The organism is Zobellia sp. OII3, assembly GCF_002211465.1.
In the GTDB taxonomy this organism is placed as follows: Bacteria; Bacteroidota; Bacteroidia; order Flavobacteriales; family Flavobacteriaceae; genus Zobellia; species Zobellia galactanivorans.
Genome location: NZ_MWRZ01000001.1, coordinates 52,371 through 70,643, shown reverse-complemented (window position 1 = coordinate 70,643; position 18,273 = coordinate 52,371). Strand labels below are relative to the sequence as shown.

Annotated in this window: 12 protein-coding genes and 1 tRNA gene; 8 read left to right on the top strand and 5 right to left on the bottom strand. The window is 43.9% G+C overall.

Going from position 1 to position 18,273, the window contains the following annotated elements:
- Window positions 1–124: 124 nt before the first annotated feature.
- From B4Q04_RS00290 to B4Q04_RS00280, 3 genes are all read left to right on the top strand, one after another.
- On the top strand, window positions 125–2,896 hold the full coding sequence (locus tag B4Q04_RS00290) for a triple tyrosine motif-containing protein (RefSeq protein WP_236630944.1): 2,772 nt from the start codon (window positions 125–127) through the stop codon (window positions 2,894–2,896).
- 318 nt (window positions 2,897–3,214) lie between these two features.
- Window positions 3,215–5,092 (top strand): beta-1,3-glucanase family protein, encoded by a 1,878-nt coding sequence (locus B4Q04_RS00285; protein WP_088695658.1) that lies wholly within the window; start codon window positions 3,215–3,217, stop codon window positions 5,090–5,092.
- Window positions 5,093–5,228: 136 nt separating this feature from the next.
- Window positions 5,229–6,677 carry a carbohydrate-binding protein gene (locus tag B4Q04_RS00280; RefSeq protein WP_088695657.1) on the top strand — a complete coding sequence of 483 codons (1,449 nt, stop codon included), beginning with the start codon at window positions 5,229–5,231 and terminating at the stop codon, window positions 6,675–6,677.
- Window positions 6,678–6,901: 224 nt separating this feature from the next.
- On the opposite strand, the gene B4Q04_RS00275 is transcribed toward B4Q04_RS00280, so the two are convergent.
- A tRNA-Met gene (locus B4Q04_RS00275) sits at window positions 6,902–6,974 on the bottom strand.
- A gap of 187 nt (window positions 6,975–7,161) precedes the next feature.
- On the opposite strand from B4Q04_RS00275, the gene B4Q04_RS00270 reads away from it, so the two are divergent.
- The 5 genes from B4Q04_RS00270 (at window position 7,162) to B4Q04_RS00250 (ending at window position 15,419) form a co-directional block, all read left to right on the top strand.
- Window positions 7,162–8,526 carry an alanine/glycine:cation symporter family protein gene (locus B4Q04_RS00270; RefSeq protein ID WP_046287750.1) on the top strand — a complete coding sequence of 455 codons (1,365 nt, stop codon included), beginning with the start codon at window positions 7,162–7,164 and terminating at the stop codon, window positions 8,524–8,526.
- Entirely contained in the window at window positions 8,513–9,397 is an 885-nt protein-coding gene (gene era / locus B4Q04_RS00265; protein WP_013992357.1) for a GTPase Era, read from the top strand. Before B4Q04_RS00270 ends, era begins: the two co-directional genes overlap by 14 nt.
- A 107-nt stretch (window positions 9,398–9,504) precedes the next feature.
- Window positions 9,505–11,040 carry a choice-of-anchor I family protein gene (locus B4Q04_RS00260; RefSeq protein WP_088695656.1) on the top strand — a complete coding sequence of 512 codons (1,536 nt, stop codon included), beginning with the start codon at window positions 9,505–9,507 and terminating at the stop codon, window positions 11,038–11,040.
- 145 nt (window positions 11,041–11,185) lie between these two features.
- Complete coding sequence (gene der / locus B4Q04_RS00255) at window positions 11,186–12,490, top strand: ribosome biogenesis GTPase Der (protein WP_013992355.1); 1,305 nt, start codon at window positions 11,186–11,188, stop codon at window positions 12,488–12,490.
- Between the two features lie 154 nt (window positions 12,491–12,644).
- On the top strand, window positions 12,645–15,419 hold the full coding sequence (locus B4Q04_RS00250; protein WP_088695655.1) for an outer membrane beta-barrel protein: 2,775 nt from the start codon (window positions 12,645–12,647) through the stop codon (window positions 15,417–15,419).
- Here B4Q04_RS00250 and B4Q04_RS00245 read toward each other — a convergent pair.
- From B4Q04_RS00245 to B4Q04_RS00230, 4 genes are all read right to left on the bottom strand, one after another.
- Window positions 15,416–16,261 (bottom strand): hypothetical protein, encoded by an 846-nt coding sequence (locus tag B4Q04_RS00245; RefSeq protein ID WP_088695654.1) that lies wholly within the window; start codon window positions 16,259–16,261, stop codon window positions 15,416–15,418. The two genes, B4Q04_RS00250 and B4Q04_RS00245, sit on opposite strands and share 4 nt — an antisense overlap.
- Window positions 16,262–16,379: 118 nt before the next feature.
- The gene (locus B4Q04_RS00240) at window positions 16,380–17,183 is read right to left on the bottom strand and encodes a TPM domain-containing protein (protein WP_088695653.1); all 804 of its coding nucleotides are present in this window, start codon (window positions 17,181–17,183) and stop codon (window positions 16,380–16,382) included.
- Window positions 17,164–17,601: a TPM domain-containing protein gene (locus B4Q04_RS00235; RefSeq protein ID WP_046287344.1), complete on the bottom strand. Its 438-nt coding sequence runs from the start codon at window positions 17,599–17,601 to the stop codon at window positions 17,164–17,166. The genes B4Q04_RS00240 and B4Q04_RS00235 overlap by 20 nt, the downstream gene beginning before the upstream one ends.
- A gap of 9 nt (window positions 17,602–17,610) precedes the next feature.
- Window positions 17,611–18,210: a LemA family protein gene (locus tag B4Q04_RS00230; RefSeq protein ID WP_013992350.1), complete on the bottom strand. Its 600-nt coding sequence runs from the start codon at window positions 18,208–18,210 to the stop codon at window positions 17,611–17,613.
- Window positions 18,211–18,273 lie beyond the last annotated feature (63 nt).

The following is an 18,273-nucleotide window of genomic DNA, read 5'->3' as shown; positions in this document are numbered from 1 at the left end:
TTTTCTTATATTTTTTCTAAAAATAAACCATACAGTGGTATATAAACGTATACAAATTATGTAGGGTGCCAATTTGTAAAATCGACGTAATCATTTGAAAATACTATATTTTACTACACTTTTTTTGACAGCCCTATTATTACGGGCACAGGAACTTCCACCTATACAGAACTTTGAGACCTTTGATTATGGGGCAGAGACCCAAAATTGGGCCATCTCGCAATCCAAGGAGGGATACCTTTATTTTGGTAACAATAGTGGGTTGCTTCAATACGACGGAGAGGATTGGAAAATCTATTATACCACTAATCGATCCGTTATCCGCTCCGTAAAGGCCAAGGGCGACCTGATTTACACCGGGTGTTACATGGAATTTGGTTATTGGGAAATCAATGCCCTTGGAGATCGAGTGTACCGTAGTCTACTCGATAAATTGGAAACCCCTTTGGTGGAGGACGAGGAATTCTGGAACATTCTTATATTGGATCAGTACATTTTCTTTCAGTCCCTCAACCGTATCTATATTTATGATACCGATGCCGAGACCTTCAATATAATCGATGCGCCTTCAACTCGTGCACGTATCTTTGAAGTGGGCGGTACAGTGTTCTTCCAGCGTTCCGAAGAGGGACTCTTTAAGATTGAAGAAGGTGGGGCTACCGAAGTTTCGACCCACCCCTTACTTAAGTCCACTACGATTATCGGATTGTTCGAAATACAAGATAAACCATTGCTTTTACTGGAGAATGGAACCTTCTATTTTTTGGAGGATGGTCGTCTATCTCCATGGAAAATACCAGCTTCCGACCAACTGGAATCCCTTACAAGCTATAGCGGACTGCAACTTATGGACGGTAGTCTTATTGTGGGTACCATTGCCGATGGGATCTACCATTTAGATACCGAAGGGAACATTCTGCATCATATCAATCAAGGAACTGGCCTAGGTAACAACACGGTATTGGCCATCTATGAAGATAGGGAACAAAACCTCTGGCTGGGTCTCGACAATGGTATCAGCGTAGTCAACCTGAACTCTTTTTTCGAGGAATATGTTGACAAAATGGGCACTTTAGGTGTAGTGTACGCCGCCACGATTTTCGACGGCTATCTATATCTAGGCACTAATCAGGGTTTATTCTTCAAACCTGCGGATACGACTGGCGATTTTGAGTTTATTGAAAATACGAATGGCCAAGTCTGGTCCCTGAACGTAGTCGATAATACGCTGTTCTGCGGCCATAACGAGGGTACTTTTACGGTCAAGGGTGGAAAGGCCAAGCTGATTTCCGATTTTCCGGGATCATGGGGGGTCAAAAAGATTGCCGACCGGCCTGACCTCTTGCTGCAGGGCAATTATGGGGGACTCAGTATTTTACAAAAGGATGATGATGGATGGGCGTTTCGAAATACCGTCGAAGGTTTCGATATTTCGAGCCGTTTCTTTGAGTTCACTCAAAGTGGGGAGATATTGATCAACCATGAGTACAAGGGCATTTTTACCCTAGAGCTCGATCCCGACTTCCAAAGGGTCGTCGAAATTGATGAAAAACCGCCTAACGGTATGGGAGCCAGCTTGGTCAAGTTCCAAGATGACATTCTGTTTATGAGCCACTTGGGCGTTTTTAATTATGAAACTGACTCGAAATCCTTTGTAAAGGACAGTGTTTTTACGGCTAACCTATTTTCCGAGGAAGAAAGACCTATCGGTATTCTGATGGCCGATACTTCGGCCGACAGACTTTGGTGTTTTACCAACGTAAATATTCAGTATTTGAGTCCCGGTAACTTTAACGAAAGACAACAGCGGGTTCAAATCCCGATTCCGGAGGCCTTCCGACGAAATTTGGGTCCCTTGGGTTTTGAGTGTCTTATTCCCCTCTCTGATGATAAATATCTGATAGGCATATCCAACGGGTTTATTACTTTAGATCTGAAAAAACTAGAGGAAAAGGTCTATAATATAAGGCTCAACTCCGTAGCTCTTAAAACCGACGATCCCGAGGTCGCCGTAAGCCTTCCAATAGCTGAGAAGGGCGAATTCGAGGCGGGTCAAAATAGCATTGAATTCACCTATAGCATACCCGAATACGCAAAGTATCTGGAATCCAATTACCAATATCAGCTCGAAGGCCTGCATAGCAATTGGCAAACTTGGACGCTGGGTTCGAAAGCGGTGTTTGAAAAGCTATCCAGCGGCGATTATGTATTCAAGGTACGGGCCAAGACCGGTAATCATCTAAGTGAGAATATTGCGTCTTATGCCTTTACCATTGCGAGACCCTGGTACTTTTCGAAGATAATGATAGCGGTCTATGCGATTTGTTGCTGTCTCCTTTTCTATTTGGTTCACCGCGTTTCCCGAAATTATTACAAAAAACAGCAGGCCCGATTGGAAAAAGAGAGCGCGCGTGAGCTTGAGCACAAGCGCGCGGAGGCCGAAAGGGAGATTATGCAGGTCATGAACGAAAAACTGGAACAGGAAATTAAGGGCAAAAGCCGTGAATTGGCCATATCGACGATGAGCCTGATCAAAAAGAACAAATTTTTGAATGCCATTAAGGAAGAGCTGAAGGGGGTTGAGGATCCCAAGATAAAGTCCGTGATACGTACCATCGACCGCAACATTAACCATGCCGACGATTGGAAGTTTTTCGAGGATGCCTTCAACAATGCCGATTCTGAATTCTTGAAAAAAATCAAGAAAAAGCACCCTGAGCTAACGTCAAATGACTTACGCCTTTGCGCCTATCTTAGATTGAACCTGTCCTCAAAAGAAATTGCCCCCTTATTGAATATTACCGTGCGTAGTGTCGATGTCAAACGGTACCGCCTGCGAAAAAAAATAGGCCTGTCCCACGATGATGGGCTGACGGACTATATATTGAGTATTTAAGGCCAGCGGGGAAACCTATATCCTATCACAACATTATCACTACAACCTGCTGTTTGTCTTCTTTTTTGAGCAGATTGTTGGTGTGAATTATAATCGCGAAAGCCTAATGACTACAGTGTGTTGTGTATTAATTCCTACGCTGTCTTGATTTATTTTATGGGATGTATACATTTTGTATTGCCACGTTATTTAAATCTTTTTGTGTGAACTGATAAATTAGCGGTGTCAAAAAATAATAGTGGGCGTTGTGCTGACTTAGCTCGACTCGCCTATTTCATGCCCCATTTTTTACTGTAAAAATTAATTAAACGAAATGCTATGAAAACATTCTACTTTACACTGTTATATCTAATTCTTGGAGGGGCCCTTTTGAGTGCTCAGACCCTGCCTTATCAGATTGCGAACAATTCGGAGTTTCCCGATGATGAAGTTTACGTGGCCGTAGTCGGCGAAATTGGAGGCTTCGTTTGGGTAGACCCCGTAAACGGGCAGGTCAATAGGATGTCCCGCTCCGATAATACCGTACCCGGCCCTGTCATCAATGGCAATCTCGGTCCCGGACTTGACGGTCGCTACGCGAACTGCTTCAGGAAGTTGAGCGACATCCCTAATAAAACGGTAAACATCCCAAAAATTGCGGGATGTCGTATCTTGATTTCCTTTGGAAGTCCGCTCTATCTCTATTTTTTTGGATATGATGGTGACCCAAGGGGATATGCGGCCCCCAACCTAGAGAATCCTACAGACCCCAACCAGGGAATTACATTTGAATCCATCGAGCTTACCTATAACGAATTCGGAATCTTTAACAATACTTCGAGGGTAGATGCCTTTCAACACCCTATCGGACTTGAAGTAGAAGGAGTCGATTTCTTTAAAAAGGTCGGGGAGTTGAAATCCTCACAGGAAATTCAGGATGAATGGGCAAGAACGGCTCCGCCCGAATTTCAGGGACTTTTGAAAAGAGATCAGGGAATCATAAAATTCCCCACCAAAGACGATAGCTTTCCGGCGGATTATATGGACGGCTACATCGATGCGATCTGGTCGAAATACCGTAATGCCGAACTCTATTTCAACGCTGGGGATGCCGGCCGATGGCGAGGTAGGGTACAGGGTGATAATTTTGTGTTTGAACGGGAAAGTGATGGCCAAGTGGCCACCATCCCCGGAAAACCTACCACCCTTATGGCGATGGAAGGCAGTGGTGTTATGGCCTCCGGGCAACGTTGGGACCTAGTGGTACAGGCACAGATGGTCGCTGCGATTACACGACATGCTATCGACTTGAACGCACCTTCGGGAGCCTTTCAGGACTTCGGGGACGCTTCAAGGTATTATCAGGTAGAACCTTATAATTGGTACTCGAAATTCTTTCACAGAGCGGATATCAGTTTCGAGGGCCAGACCTATACCTTTGCCTATGACGACGTATTCGACCAATCTTCAACCATTAGTACCGGACAGCCTCTGCGTGCAAAGATTACCCTTGGCCCGATCGAGGGTGACGGCGATGGAGGTGGTTCCAGCCCCGACCCGCTACCTTCACACGTAATCGAGGCGGAAAGCTTTTTCGATTCCAATGACGTTCAAAAGGAACCCTGCTCCGAAGGCGGCGAGAACGTGGGTTATATCAATAACGGCAGTTGGATGGCCTATTCCGATATCGACTTTCCGTCTTCAGGAAATTATTTGATCGAGTATCGCGTGGCCAGTGCCATTAGTGGTGGTCGCTTTTCTTCCGATCTGGAGGCGGGCGAAACAGTACTTGGTGAGCTTACGGTTCCCAACACGGGAGGTTGGCAAAATTGGACTACCGTTTCACAAACGGTCAATGTAAATGCAGGTACGTACCAGTTCGGTCTCTATTCGATTTCAGGAGGATGGAACATCAACTGGATTCGCATTTCCCCACAAGGAAACTCCACGGCCTTACGGGCCGATCTAAATCAGGAAGGCATAAGTGAAACGACCACCATCATGTATCCGAACCCGTTTTACGATACGGTGACCTTCGGAAGGGGGGAAGGCGAAATGGATGTAATGATCCTAAACATGGAAGGTCATGAAGTATTGGCTCCGCAGACATTGAAAGTCGGTAGTTCCTTAGATTTATCGACTCTAGACAAGGGAATGTATATCGTAAAGATGAAAACAGGGGCTGGGGAGAAAACCCAGCGTCTTCTTAAAAATTAATAAGATGGTATAATCCATCTTCCAACTCTTTTGCAATGGCTGCCGGAAAGGTTTAATTGACGGTCTCCTATTCCGGTGGTCATTTTGTTATTACGGTTATTTAAAATTTAATGGACAAGCACAAAATTAGAACAAGATGAAAAAAATTATTACGTATTTGCTGATGGTCTTATGCTTTGGCATGACCCCCATACTTTCGGCCCAAGATTACAACTTGGTCTGGCAAGATGAATTCGACGACGGTATTGGCCCTGATTGGGTCTTTGAGACCGGCATGGGCTACAACGGATGGGGCAACAATGAATTGCAGTATTACAGACGGGAAAACGCCGCAGTCGAGAATGGCAATCTGGTAATTACCGCAAAACACGAGAATTTTGGCGGTGCCCAATATACCTCGGCGAGAATGAAAACCCAAGGTCGGAAGAGTTTCAAGTACGGGAAAATAGAGGCCAGAATCGCATTGCCTTCAGGTCAAGGTCTATGGCCGGCATTTTGGATGCTCGGGAACAATATTACCAGTGTGAGCTGGCCTGCCTGCGGGGAAATAGATATCATGGAGCGCATCAATAACGCTCTACAGACTCACGGTACTATCCACTGGTCCGATCAAAATGGTGATCATGCCTCCTACGGTGACGACGTGGGGGTAAGCGATCCAGGGCAGTACCATATTTATTCTGTTGAGTGGGATGCAAATTCCATCAAATGGTTCGTAGACGGGCAGCAGTTTAACGAAGTGGATATTAGCAACGGTGTCAACGGTACCGGGGAATTCCAGAACGAGTTTTTTATTCTGTTGAACATGGCGGTAGGAGGCGATTGGCCAGGATTCGATGTGGATCAAAGTAAGCTTCCGGCCCAAATGTTGGTAGATTACGTAAGGGTCTACCAAAAGGGGGACGACAACGATAGTGCTAACACCCTTAAAATCGAGGCGGAAAGCTATTTATACTCCAACGATGTACAAAAGGAACCCTGCTCCGAAGGCGGCGAGAACGTGGGTTATATCAATAACGGCAGTTGGATGTCCTATCCAGGGATCAACTTCCCGTCATCAGGAAATTATTTGATCGAGTATCGCGTGGCCAGTGCCGTCGACGGCGGTCGGTTTTCTTCCGATCTGGAGGCGGGCGAAACGGTGCTTGGTGAGCTTTCGGTGCCCAACACAGGAGGATGGCAGAATTGGACTACCGTTTCACAAACGGTCAATGTAAGTGCAGGTACGTATCAGTTCGGTCTCTATTCGATTTCGGGAGGATGGAATATCAACTGGATCAGGATTACAAAGCAGGGCACGGCTTCGGCAGCCACGGCCTTGAATTCCTCTCTGGTAGCTTCTGACAATGGTATTTCACAAGAAATCAGGGTATATCCCAACCCCTTTACGGAATACGTGTCCGTTAATTTTGACGGGGAGGCGGCAAACCTGACCCTACAGGATATGCTAGGTACGGTTATATTTTCTAAATCGGGCGTTTCCGCTGATGAATCCGTCAATTTATCGGGACTAAAAAGTGGTGTGTATTTCTTGACCATTGAACAAGATGGAAAGTCTACTGTTCGGCAGTTGATCAAAGAGTAGTATCCTACACCCTATATAAAAACTGACAAAGCAATTAATGATTGATAGAATACCGTACATAGCTTAGGAAAATACCTGAATTTTTTAATTTTTAGACTGTGTGGGTCGGTGCTGCTTCTAATTTTGGCGGCACCGACCTTGGTCTTTATCCTGAAAACCGAAAAAATGTCGGGAAGAAAAAAAGCCATTTATCTGATTGTTCAGATAAATGGCTTCTTAATTAGTAGCGGGGACTGGACTCGAACCAGCGACCTTCGGGTTATGAGCCCGACGAGCTACCTACTGCTCTACCCCGCGATATGGGTTTCACCTTTCTTGTTTTGCAACTTCGGCTCATGACGCCGACAAGATGAGCGCTACTATTCGTAACGGGCGACAAATATACGACTGTTTTTTACTTAATTCCAAACTTAAGCCAGAATCTTTTTTGGTATACTTGAAAAAATATCCAAATTCCATACCTTCGGGACTTGCAAGCCTTTTTATGGATACAATAAACGATTTTATTTCAGCTGCACTTCCCTATACGGAGTGGCCCATGTTTCTCCTGCTTATTGGAGGGGGACTTTTCTTGGTGTTTTACTCTAAATTTTTACCTTATCGTTTCTTTGGTCATGCCATTGCCATTACGGCAGGGAAGTATGATAATAAGACCGCCGAAGGTGATGTAAGTTCTTTTCAGGCCTTGTCCGCTGCCGTTGCGGCAACCGTTGGGCTAGGAAATATTTCCGGGGTGGCCATAGCCATTCACGATGGTGGACCCGGTGTGGTTTTTTGGATATGGGTGACCGCGCTTATCGGCATGTGTATCAAATTCTATTCATGTAGCCTTTCCATTATGTTTCGCAGTACGGATTCCGAAGGCAAACTGCAGGGTGGCCCCATGTACTATATAACCAAAGGACTAGGGCCAAAAGCCAAGCCTTTGGCCGTGTTTTTTGCCGTTTGTGGACTGTTCGGTTTTTTGGGGGTTTTTACCGCCAATCAGTTCACCGAAACCTTTATGAGTGTTGTTGAACCGTCGGAGACCCTGTTTCAAATGAGCGAGCAGAATTGGAAGTTGGGCATAGGTGTGCTTCTTGCCGTGGTTACCTCCTTTGTGATTTTTGGAGGGTTGACCAAAATTGCGAAAGTGGCCTCGGCCATCGTTCCTTTTATGGTATTGGTGTATTTGGTGGCCGTTGTAATCGTAATGGTGTTGAATGCTTCGCAAATTATTCCTTCCTTAAAATTGATCATTACCGAAGCATGGAACTTTAAGACCGTCGTCACCGGAGGTTTCTGGGGGCTGGTCATCATAGGTATCCGCCGGGCTATGTTCTCTAACGAGGCCGGTCTGGGTAGTGCACCGATGTACCATGGGCAATCAAAAACCGATAATCCTATAAAGGAAGGTCTTGTGGCAATGTTAGGTCCATTTATAGATACCATTTTGGTATGTACCTTTACAGCGGTCGTAATCATTTTAAGCGGAGCTTATTTGGAGGATGGTAGCGGAATTGTCATGACCCTTTCGGCATTCGAGACCACCCTCTTCGGCTATGGCGATGTGCTACTGATGATCATCGTTACGGCATTTGCCATGTCTACCCTGTTTACCTACTCGTATTATGGGGTAAAGTGTCTTTCTTTTTTGACCAATGCAAAAATTGGGAAGTTTTACAACTGGTATTTCGTAATCATGATTATTTTTGCAGCAGTAGCTTCGCTCGACTTGGTTAAAAACCTGATTGACTTATCGTACGCACTCATGGTCATACCGAACATGATAGCCGTTTTATTACTGGCACCGAAAGTAAATGCAGCGGCGACCGACTACTTTAAAAAATTGAAAGATGCAAAAGCATAAAGCAGGATTCGTAAATATTATCGGCAATCCCAATGTGGGCAAGTCTACTTTGATGAACGCTTTTGTGGGCGAAAAACTGTCCATCATTACTTCTAAGGCCCAGACAACAAGGCACCGTATTTTAGGTATTGTCAACGGCGATGACTTTCAGGTCATCCTCTCCGATACTCCCGGAATCATTAAGCCCGCCTATGAGCTGCAGTCGTCCATGATGAATTTTGTAAAATCGGCCTTTGAAGATGCAGATGTGCTTTTGTACATGGTCGAGATCGGCGAAAAGGCTTTGAAGGACGAAGCGTTTTTTGACAAGATCAAAAACAGCAAAATACCGGTGTTGCTATTGCTTAACAAAGTAGATACGGCAACCCAAGAGCTTTTGGAGGAACAGGTGCAATACTGGCAAGAAATGCTTCCTACCGTAGAACTGCACCCCATTTCGGCCTTGTCCAACTTTAATATCAAGAATATTTTCGAGCGTATTATCGAACTGCTTCCCGAAGCACCCGCCTATTACCCTAAAGATCAGCTGACCGATAAACCCGAACGGTTTTTTGTAAACGAGACCATTCGAGAGAAAATCTTGATGCACTACAAAAAAGAAATTCCCTATTCCGTAGAAATCGAGACCGAAGAGTTTTTTGAAGATGAAGATATCATCAGGATGCGCTCGGTTATTATGGTGGAGCGAGATTCCCAAAAGGGTATTATTATTGGCCACAAGGGCAGTGCCTTAAAAAGGGTAGGCGTAGAATCGCGTAAAGACCTAGAGAAATTCTTCGGTAAGCAGGTGCATTTGGAATTGTATGTAAAGGTCAATAAAAACTGGCGTAACGATGCCCGCCAGTTGAAACGCTTTGGATACAATAACTAAACCTTCTTAACCCTTTCATTGCGTTCTTTTAAACATTGCTTGTTCTTAAGCTAACTTTTAAGTGACCTTGAAACTTCATCTTTGGTGATTAATAACCAAACTTGAAGATGAAAAAAATTAAAAGTATTCCGTTTATTCTTATCGCATTGGGTAGTTTTTCCTGTGAAAAACTGGAAGATTTTGTCGGCCATCCCCACGAAGGCCCTGCCGTAGTGAACACCTCTGAGCTTACCTATACCAAGATAGGAGGTTTTGTTAATGGTTCCGGCGAAGAGGGCTTTGCCGAAATTAGTGCTTACGATGCTGTTACCGGAAATTTATTTGTTGTTAATCCGGTACAGGGCGAAGTTTCCGTTTGGGATATTTCCGAACCTTCCGTGCCATCAAAACAAGCTTCCATTGCCTTGACGGGAACCCCTAATAGCGTTGCGGTTCATCATGGTCTTTTGGCCATAGCCCTAGAGAACGACAATAAACAGGTAAACGGTACGATAGAGGTATATGATACCGCTACCATGAGCTTGGTCGACTCTTATCCCGCAGGTGCTTTGCCGGATATGGTCGCGTTCAGCCCGAACGGAAAATATATTGTTGCCGCTAATGAAGGGGAGCCTAATGACGATTATACGGTAGATCCCGAAGGCTCGATATCGGTAATCGATGTTGAAAAAAAAGAGGTTCATACTTTGTTCTTTACAGCGTATAACGGACAGACCATCGGGAACGATTTTCGTGTTTTTGGTCCTGAGGCTTGTCTGGCGCAAGATGTTGAGCCGGAATATGTGGCGGTTTCCGAAGATAGTAAGTACGCCTATGTCAGTTTACAGGAAAACAATGGTATGGCCGTTGTTGATCTGTCTACAATGACATTGACCGATGTTTTCGGTTTGGGGGTGAAGGATCATTCCCTTACTGAAAACGCCATGGATGCCAGTAATAAAGACGGTATGCTGGGCAACTTTCAAACATGGCCGGTACTAGGTTTTTATATGCCCGACGCTATTGCCTATGCCAAAATAGGGGGAGCTGCTTACCTTATTTCCGCCAATGAAGGCGATTCCCGTGATTACGACGGTTATTCGGAAGAGGAAAGGGTAAAGGACCTTGTACTCGATGCTACGGCCTTTCCTAATGCCGAAGAACTACAGGCCGATGAAAACCTCGGACGGTTAAAAATCACTACGGCCAATGGCGATATCGATGGCGATGGTGATTATGATAAAATCTACTCCTATGGCGCACGCTCATTTACCATCTGGACTCCCCAGGGTGAAATCGTTTACGATAGTGGTGATGAAATTGGAAGAAAAACGATGGAAATCGCCCCTACTTTGTTTAATAACGATGAAGGTGAAGCCGATGGAAGGAGTGATGATAAGGGGGCGGAACCCGAATCGGTAACCACACTTAAAATTGGAGAGTCAACCTTATTGTTCGTCGGCCTTGAACGAACCGGAGGTGCCATGGTTTATGACATTACCAACCCCTCGGCCCCTGAATTTTTAAAATGGATCTTTAGTACGCAAGATGTTGCACCTGAAGGACTCTTGGTCATACCCGCGGAAGAATCGCCAAACGGTGAAAATTTATTGGTCATCACCAATGAGGTATCCAATACCGTTTCGATCTATGAAATAAAATAAAGTCTTTAACTGGCTAAAACATAGTAGAATCCCCGAATTTCATTTTGAGATTTGGGGATTCTGTTTTTAATTTACTTACGATTAGTTGATTAGAATTACGATTCCATCGGGATTAATACTATTTTTGCAGCAAATTTAAGGAAGTATGAGTGCTATTGTAGCCATTGTAGGGAGACCGAATGTAGGGAAGTCTACGTTTTTTAATCGTTTGATCCAACGGAGGGAAGCTATTGTTGATGCCGTAAGCGGGGTTACCCGTGACCGCCACTATGGAAAAAGTGATTGGAACGGTAAAGAGTTTTCTATTATAGATACCGGTGGTTATGTTCAGGGTAGTGACGATGTTTTTGAACAAGAAATAGATAAGCAGGTAGAATTGGCCATTGATGAAGCCGATGCCATTATTTTTATGGTAGATGTGGAAAGTGGTATAACGGGCATGGATGAAGACGTTGCCAACTTGCTCCGTAGGGTGAAAAAACCGGTTTTTTTGGCGGTCAATAAAGTAGACAATGCCAAACGTGCCGAAGATGCGGTAGAGTTTTATGCCTTGGGACTGGGAGAGTATTTTACCCTTTCCAGCGTCAACGGTAGCGGTACGGGAGATTTGCTCGATGCCTTGGTAGAAGTGCTTCCTGAAAAGGAAAAGGAGGAAGCTGACCTTCCGAGGTTTGCCGTGGTAGGAAGGCCCAATGCAGGGAAATCTTCCTTCATAAATGCCTTGATCGGTGAAGACCGTTATATCGTTACCAATATTGCCGGTACTACTAGGGATAGTATCGATACCAGATACAACCGTTTCGGGTTTGAGTTCAATCTTGTCGATACGGCGGGTATACGAAGAAAATCGAAGGTAAAGGAAGATTTGGAATTCTATTCCGTGATGCGTTCGGTAAGGGCCATTGAGCACTGTGATGTTTGTTTGGTAATGTTCGATGCCACTCGCGGATTTGATGGCCAGGTCGAAAATATCTTCTGGTTGGCCCAACGGAACAATAAGGGTATCGTGATTTTGGTAAATAAGTGGGATCTGATCGAGGAGAAGGAGACCAATACCATGAAGCAATATACGGAGCGGATCAAAAAAGCGATGGAGCCTTTTGTAGATGTGCCTATTCTCTTTATATCGGCACTGACCAAGCAACGTATTTACAAGGCTATAGAGACGGCCGTAGAGGTGTATAAGAACCGATCTAAGAAGATAAAGACCAGAAAGCTTAACGATGTCATGTTGCCGATCATAGAGCGCACTCCGCCACCGGCCTACAAAGACAAATATGTGAAGATCAAGTATATCACCCAGTTGCCGACAAACTATCCCCAATTTGCCTTTTTCTGTAATCTTCCACAATACGTGAGGGAACCTTATAAGCGGTTTTTGGAAAACAAACTAAGGGAGAACTTTGATTTTAACGGGGTACCCGTCACTATCTATATGAGGAAAAAGTAAGGGCTAAGGGGCGTGCTGTAGGGACTTGCGTTGTTTTTTTTACGTAAAATCCTATAAAACCCGGGCATAAACTTTTGTTAAATTGCAACTAATGTTTTAGTTCAATGATTAGGTTTGGGTCAAGCCATTTGCCAATCCAATGACTGATCCGTTTATGCAGAAAGTGTTACCAGCTTTTCTTGTGTTCACATTTTTCTGTGTGAACACCTATTCCCAAGAATTCAAAATCACCGGTAAAGTAGTGGACGCTGTTTCTGAACAGCCCTTGGAAGCTACCACCATCTATGCCGAATCGCCAAAGGATAGTGCCTTGGTCGCATATACCATTTCTGACGAAATCGGAAGTTTTACGCTTGAGGATCGCTCGGGGGTAAAGGAAGTGAATCTGTTCTTTTCCTATAATGGGTACAAGACCAAGGTCATGAGGGTTCAACTGAAAGACCATGTAAAGCTTGGTACCTTATTGTTGGAGGAACAGGCCCAAGAGCTCAAAGGGGTATCCGTTGTGGGCGATAGGGTGCCCATCACGATCAAAAAGGATACCTTGGAGTTTAACGCCGATTCGTTTAAGACGCGGCCCGATGCCACCGTAGAGGAACTATTGAAAAAGCTGCCAGGCGTAGAAGTCGATAGTGACGGAAAGATTATGGTAAACGGAAAAGAGGTGAGCCAAGTACTGGTAAACGGTCAGGTCTTCTTTAGCAACGACCCCAAAATGGCCACCAAGAGCCTGCCCAAGGATATTATTAGCAAAATACAGATAACCGATACCAAAACGAAAGCCCAAGAATTTACCGGCGAAAGTGGAGACGGGTCTTCAAAGACCATAAACCTAACGATCAAAGAGGATATGAACAAGGGAATCTTGAGCCGGTTAACGGCAGGTTATGGTACTGATGAAAGATATCAAGCCAATGCCTTATTCAATTATTTTAACGGTGATGAACGCTTTAGTTTGGTGGCGGCTTCCAACAATATAAATTCGTCGGGCTTCTCCTTTGATGAAATCTATGATATGATCGGTCGTGCACGGAGTGGAGGTTTTAGTGTAAATAGAGATGGCGGATTTTCTATAGCTGGATTAAATTTTGGGTTCGGACAAGGTATCACGACCTCCAATACTCTGGGCGCCAGTTATGCCAATTCTAAAAAAGGAGAGTACGAGATTACTGGAAACTACTTCTTTTCATCGTCGGATAGTTACAATGATGAGCGTATGTCACGTGAAAATATTCTGCCTAGTGGAAGTTTTTTTACGGATCGTGAGTCGAGTTTTGAGGGGAATACGATGTCGAATAGAGGGGCGGCGGATCTTATTTTCGATATCGATGAAACGCTTCGGATTACCCTGGCCCCGTCTATGAGTGTAAATCAGACGAATTCCATCGATGCATCAAGTACCCGCTCATCTACCGAAAATGATGGACTCTTGAACGAAAATGAAAACTTGACCAGTGAGGATGGTGTGAGCAGGAATTTTTCGAATCGTTTTGATATTACCAAAAAGTTGGATACCCTAGGTACTTATGTACGCCTGTTCTTCAATAATGGCAATGAGCAAAACAACAACGTGTCTAGATTGAATACGGTCAGTCGTATTTTTGGGGATAATGCCAGAACCGATGAGCTCAACCAGAATACGGAATTTGAGGCTGAAAATGATAGCTACACATTTGGGGTAAACTACAGGCAGGCCCTAGCCGAGAAATTGTTTCTTGATTTGACCTATAGGCAACAAGAAGACAAGAATAGCAATGTGCGTTCGGTATTCGATTTAGATGAGCTTACCGGTACTTATTCACGGTTTAATTCGGCACTTAGCTCCGATTTTCTTTTCAAGACCTCTCGCAAGACGCCATCCATAGGCATAAAAAAGGATGCCGAAAAGTTAAGATTGGGCCTTGATATGAAGTACCAGTTTTCTGATTTGGACAATTCTGAGTTTCTACGTTCGACCTCTTTTTCGAAATCGTATAAGAATGTTTTGCTCAATGCCTATGCGAACTATAATCTTGATAAGAGCAAAAGAATAGGGGTTTACTTTGATTCTTATGTAGACCTGCCGCGTATCAATCAATTGCAGCCCGTTGCCGATGTAAGCAATCCTTTGAATGTGGTAACCGGTAATCCTGATTTGGAACCTTCGGTTTCAAGAAATGTGTATTTCAATTACAATGATTTTAATTGGAAGGAACGCACAGGTATGTTTGTTTACTTTGGACTTAACTTTCATGATAAACTTATTTCGTCGGTAACGGAAACCGATGAGGATTTACTTCGTCGTACGACCTATATCAATGTAGATGGAAACTACAATCACTACGGTGGGGTGGGCTATTCAAAGGAAATCAAAAAAGACAGCACCTTAAAGGTCAAGTTTAATTTTAGGCCTTATTTTAACCTTCAAAAGAACGTGGGTTTTGTAAATGGCCAGCGCCTCGAGGCGAAAAGAAATTCTTTTACTCCGCGCATCACCACTACCCTTAATTTTAAGGAGTTCTTAGAGGTAGAACCAGGTTATTCCGTTACGGTAAATTCAACCCAATACAACTTGGAAAGTTATGATGATATCAACTTTACATCTCATAACGCCGAGCTGAAAACTACCCTGTATTGGCCCAAGAACGTAATTTGGGCGAATGACATCCGTTACAATTACAATGGTAGTGTGGGCAATAATTTTGATAAGGATGCCGTCTTTTGGAATATGAGCTTAGGTGTGCAAATGTTTAAAAAGAGTGCGACCTTAAAGTTGTTGGCCTATGACCTTTTAAATCAAAATATAAATACGAAACGGATTACAGGACAAGACTTTATTCAAGATGAGCAGGGTACGGTCTTGACCCGTTATTTCATGATGAGCCTAACCTATAAATTTGACCAGTTTGGGGGTAAAAAATCAAAAGAGGGCAATAGGTTTATGTTTTAAGGCCTCCACTCGTCAAAACTACCACCGCCGCCAAAACGACCACCGCCAAAACCACCCGTAAATCTAGGACGTTTGCCCATTTTGTCGTATTCACGTTCTAACTCCTCATTGACGTCCTCTAGCTTCGATTTTAATTCGTTTCTTTCCTTTTTGCAGATTTCATACTGTGCCAGAGTGGCCTTGTGTATGGCATTCGTAGCTATATTGACATATTTGGAAGATAGGTTGGCGGCAAGAACGACTACATCTTTTCCGGTAGTTACAGCGTTTGTTACATCGCTTTTCTTGAAATTAATTGCCCAAGCCTTTTCTTCTTCGTCGTAATAAACAATAAAATTTTTGACGTAATTTTTGACGGCACGTTCTAATTTCTCTTTATTGTTGACCAACTCCAATTGTTGTTCTTCTGAAAGTGTTTTGAATTTTTGAATAACATTTAAGACCAATCCCTTTATGGCTTCGTTACGGGTTAGATCCTTGGCCAAATTGGTTCGTCTGTTCAAATTTCTTAATTCTTCCTCTTTCGTTTTTAACTGAAACTCAAGGGCTGATTTCTTTTGTTTCAGTCTTTCGATTTCAGGGTTTGTGGGGTGCAACTGGCCAATGGACATTTGGTTCGAGTCAATTGCAAATTCCGTATCGAAATTTACGGTTTGCGATATTTTATTGCCGTCTTCAAATTTTTTGATGGTGCTCTTGATAGCGACTTTAAGCTTTGACTCGAGTTGGTCGAAATTTTCGTTTCTTAGCGAAGCCTTGAAACATTTGGAAATATCGGCAACTACTTTCTTTTTAAAGGCACTTTCCTTTTGAAGCGTTCGGAACTTTAAACTTTTGTTCATAGATGAATATTTTAGTTGCCATCGATTTAAAGTACGCTTTAAGGAATAGCTGTCTATGGAATTTCCTACTAATATAATATATTCGGGCCACTCGTGAAGGCTAAAAAGAAATAGATTGTCACCAACCGCCCGAGGCGCCGCCACCGCCACCCATGCCGCCACCGAAGCCACCGCTGAAACCACCGCCACCGCCAAAGCCTCCTCCAAAACCACCTCCGAAGCCTCCTGAGCCTCCGCTGCGGCCCATATTGCTTAAGATGATAATGTCCCAAAGGTCTAGGCCCTTATTGCGTTTACCGCCGTTACCTCCGTTGTTGCCGCCACCTTTGTTGCGACGGGAGAGTATGATAAGAATGATGAAAAAGATAATGAAGGGAAAAAACGGGGCTAGGGGAGATGCCACACCATCGTTAAATGAGCGCTCTTCGTTAAACTCCCCTTGAAGTACCTGAAAAATGGCATCGCAGCCACTGTTCAGGCCTTCGTAATAATTGTTTTGCTTAAAATGGGGTATAATAACGGTCTCAATAATACGTCTTGACATCGCATCGGTCAAGGTGGCCTCGACGCCATAGCCGGTATTAATGCTGATTTTACGGTCATTTTTGGCTAAGACAATTAATACTCCATTGTCTTTTCCCTTTTGGCCAATGCCCCATTCGGTGAGCCAATGCGCTCCAAGGTAGTTGATTTGTTCCCCTTTCGTAGAATTGATGATGGCGACTACGATTTGGGTGGAAGTGCTATCGGAATAGCGAATGAGCTTTTCTTCCAGGTTTTTTTTCTGGCTTGTGCTTAAAAGGTCAATGTAGTCATAGACGCTGGTTTCCTTTTCTGGTTTTTCGGGAATTTCGAGCTGGGCAAAAGAACCTAGGCCCCAGAAAAGAAAGAGTACAAGTAAACTAGTTTTTAGATATTTCATTGCTCAGCTCATTTACATCGCCATGTTGCCATGGGAAATGACTTTCCAACTCCTTTCCGGCTTTCAATATGCCTTCGATAAGGCCTTGTTTGAACCTTCCGTTTTTAAAATGCGATGCAATGGTGTCCCTAGTGGAATCCCAGAAATTTTTGGGGACCACCTTGTCGATGCCGCGATCACCATAAATAGCAAATTTCCTGTCGTTTACGGCCACATAGATCAGTACTCCATTTTCTTCTTTGGTATTGTCCATTTTTAGTAAATGAAATACTTCTTTAGCACGGTCGAGTAGGTCGATTTTTGTATGTGCCTCTAAATGTACCCGTATTTCACCGGACGTATTTTTTTCGGCATTGACAATTGCCTGAACAATTTCTTGCTCTTCTTCGGCCGTTAAAAAGTTTTCTACTCGAGACATCATCCGCGGCTATTTGAAATCAAAACTTGTGTCAGGTGCCTTTTCCGCCCCGGCCTCAGATTGAAAATAAGAAAGCTCTTTAAAATTGAACAAGCCTGCCAAGATATAATTTGGAAAAGTCTTTATGTGCAGGTTGTAGGGCTCGACCGAAGCATTAAAGCGATCGCGCGCTACATTGATGCGGTTTTCGGTACCTTCCAATTGGGACTGTAGTTCCAGAAAGTTTTTGTTGGCTTTTAGATCTGGATACCGTTCTACGGTAACCAATAGGCTTTTTAAAGCCCCGCTTAGGCCTCCTTGCACTTTGTTGAACTCGGCCAATTGTTCTGGGCTGATATTACTGGGGTCTATAGAAATTGAAGTGGCTTTTGACCGGGCTTCGATCACGTCTTTTAATGTGCCCCTCTCAAAATCGGCCGCGCCTTGTACCGTTTTTACCAAGTTGCCGATAAGGTCATTTCTGCGTTGATAGGCACTTTCGACATTCGCCCAGGTTTTGGTCGACGCTTCCTTGAGTTCTATGGCTGTATTGTTGAAACTTACGCCCCATCCATAGAGCGCGACTGCGATAACGCCCAATACAATAAGTGCTATTAATCCTTTTTTCATTTTTAAAATATTAGGTTATAGTTAATGTGCTGTAAAAAGAGAAACAGTTCATTTAAGATGTTA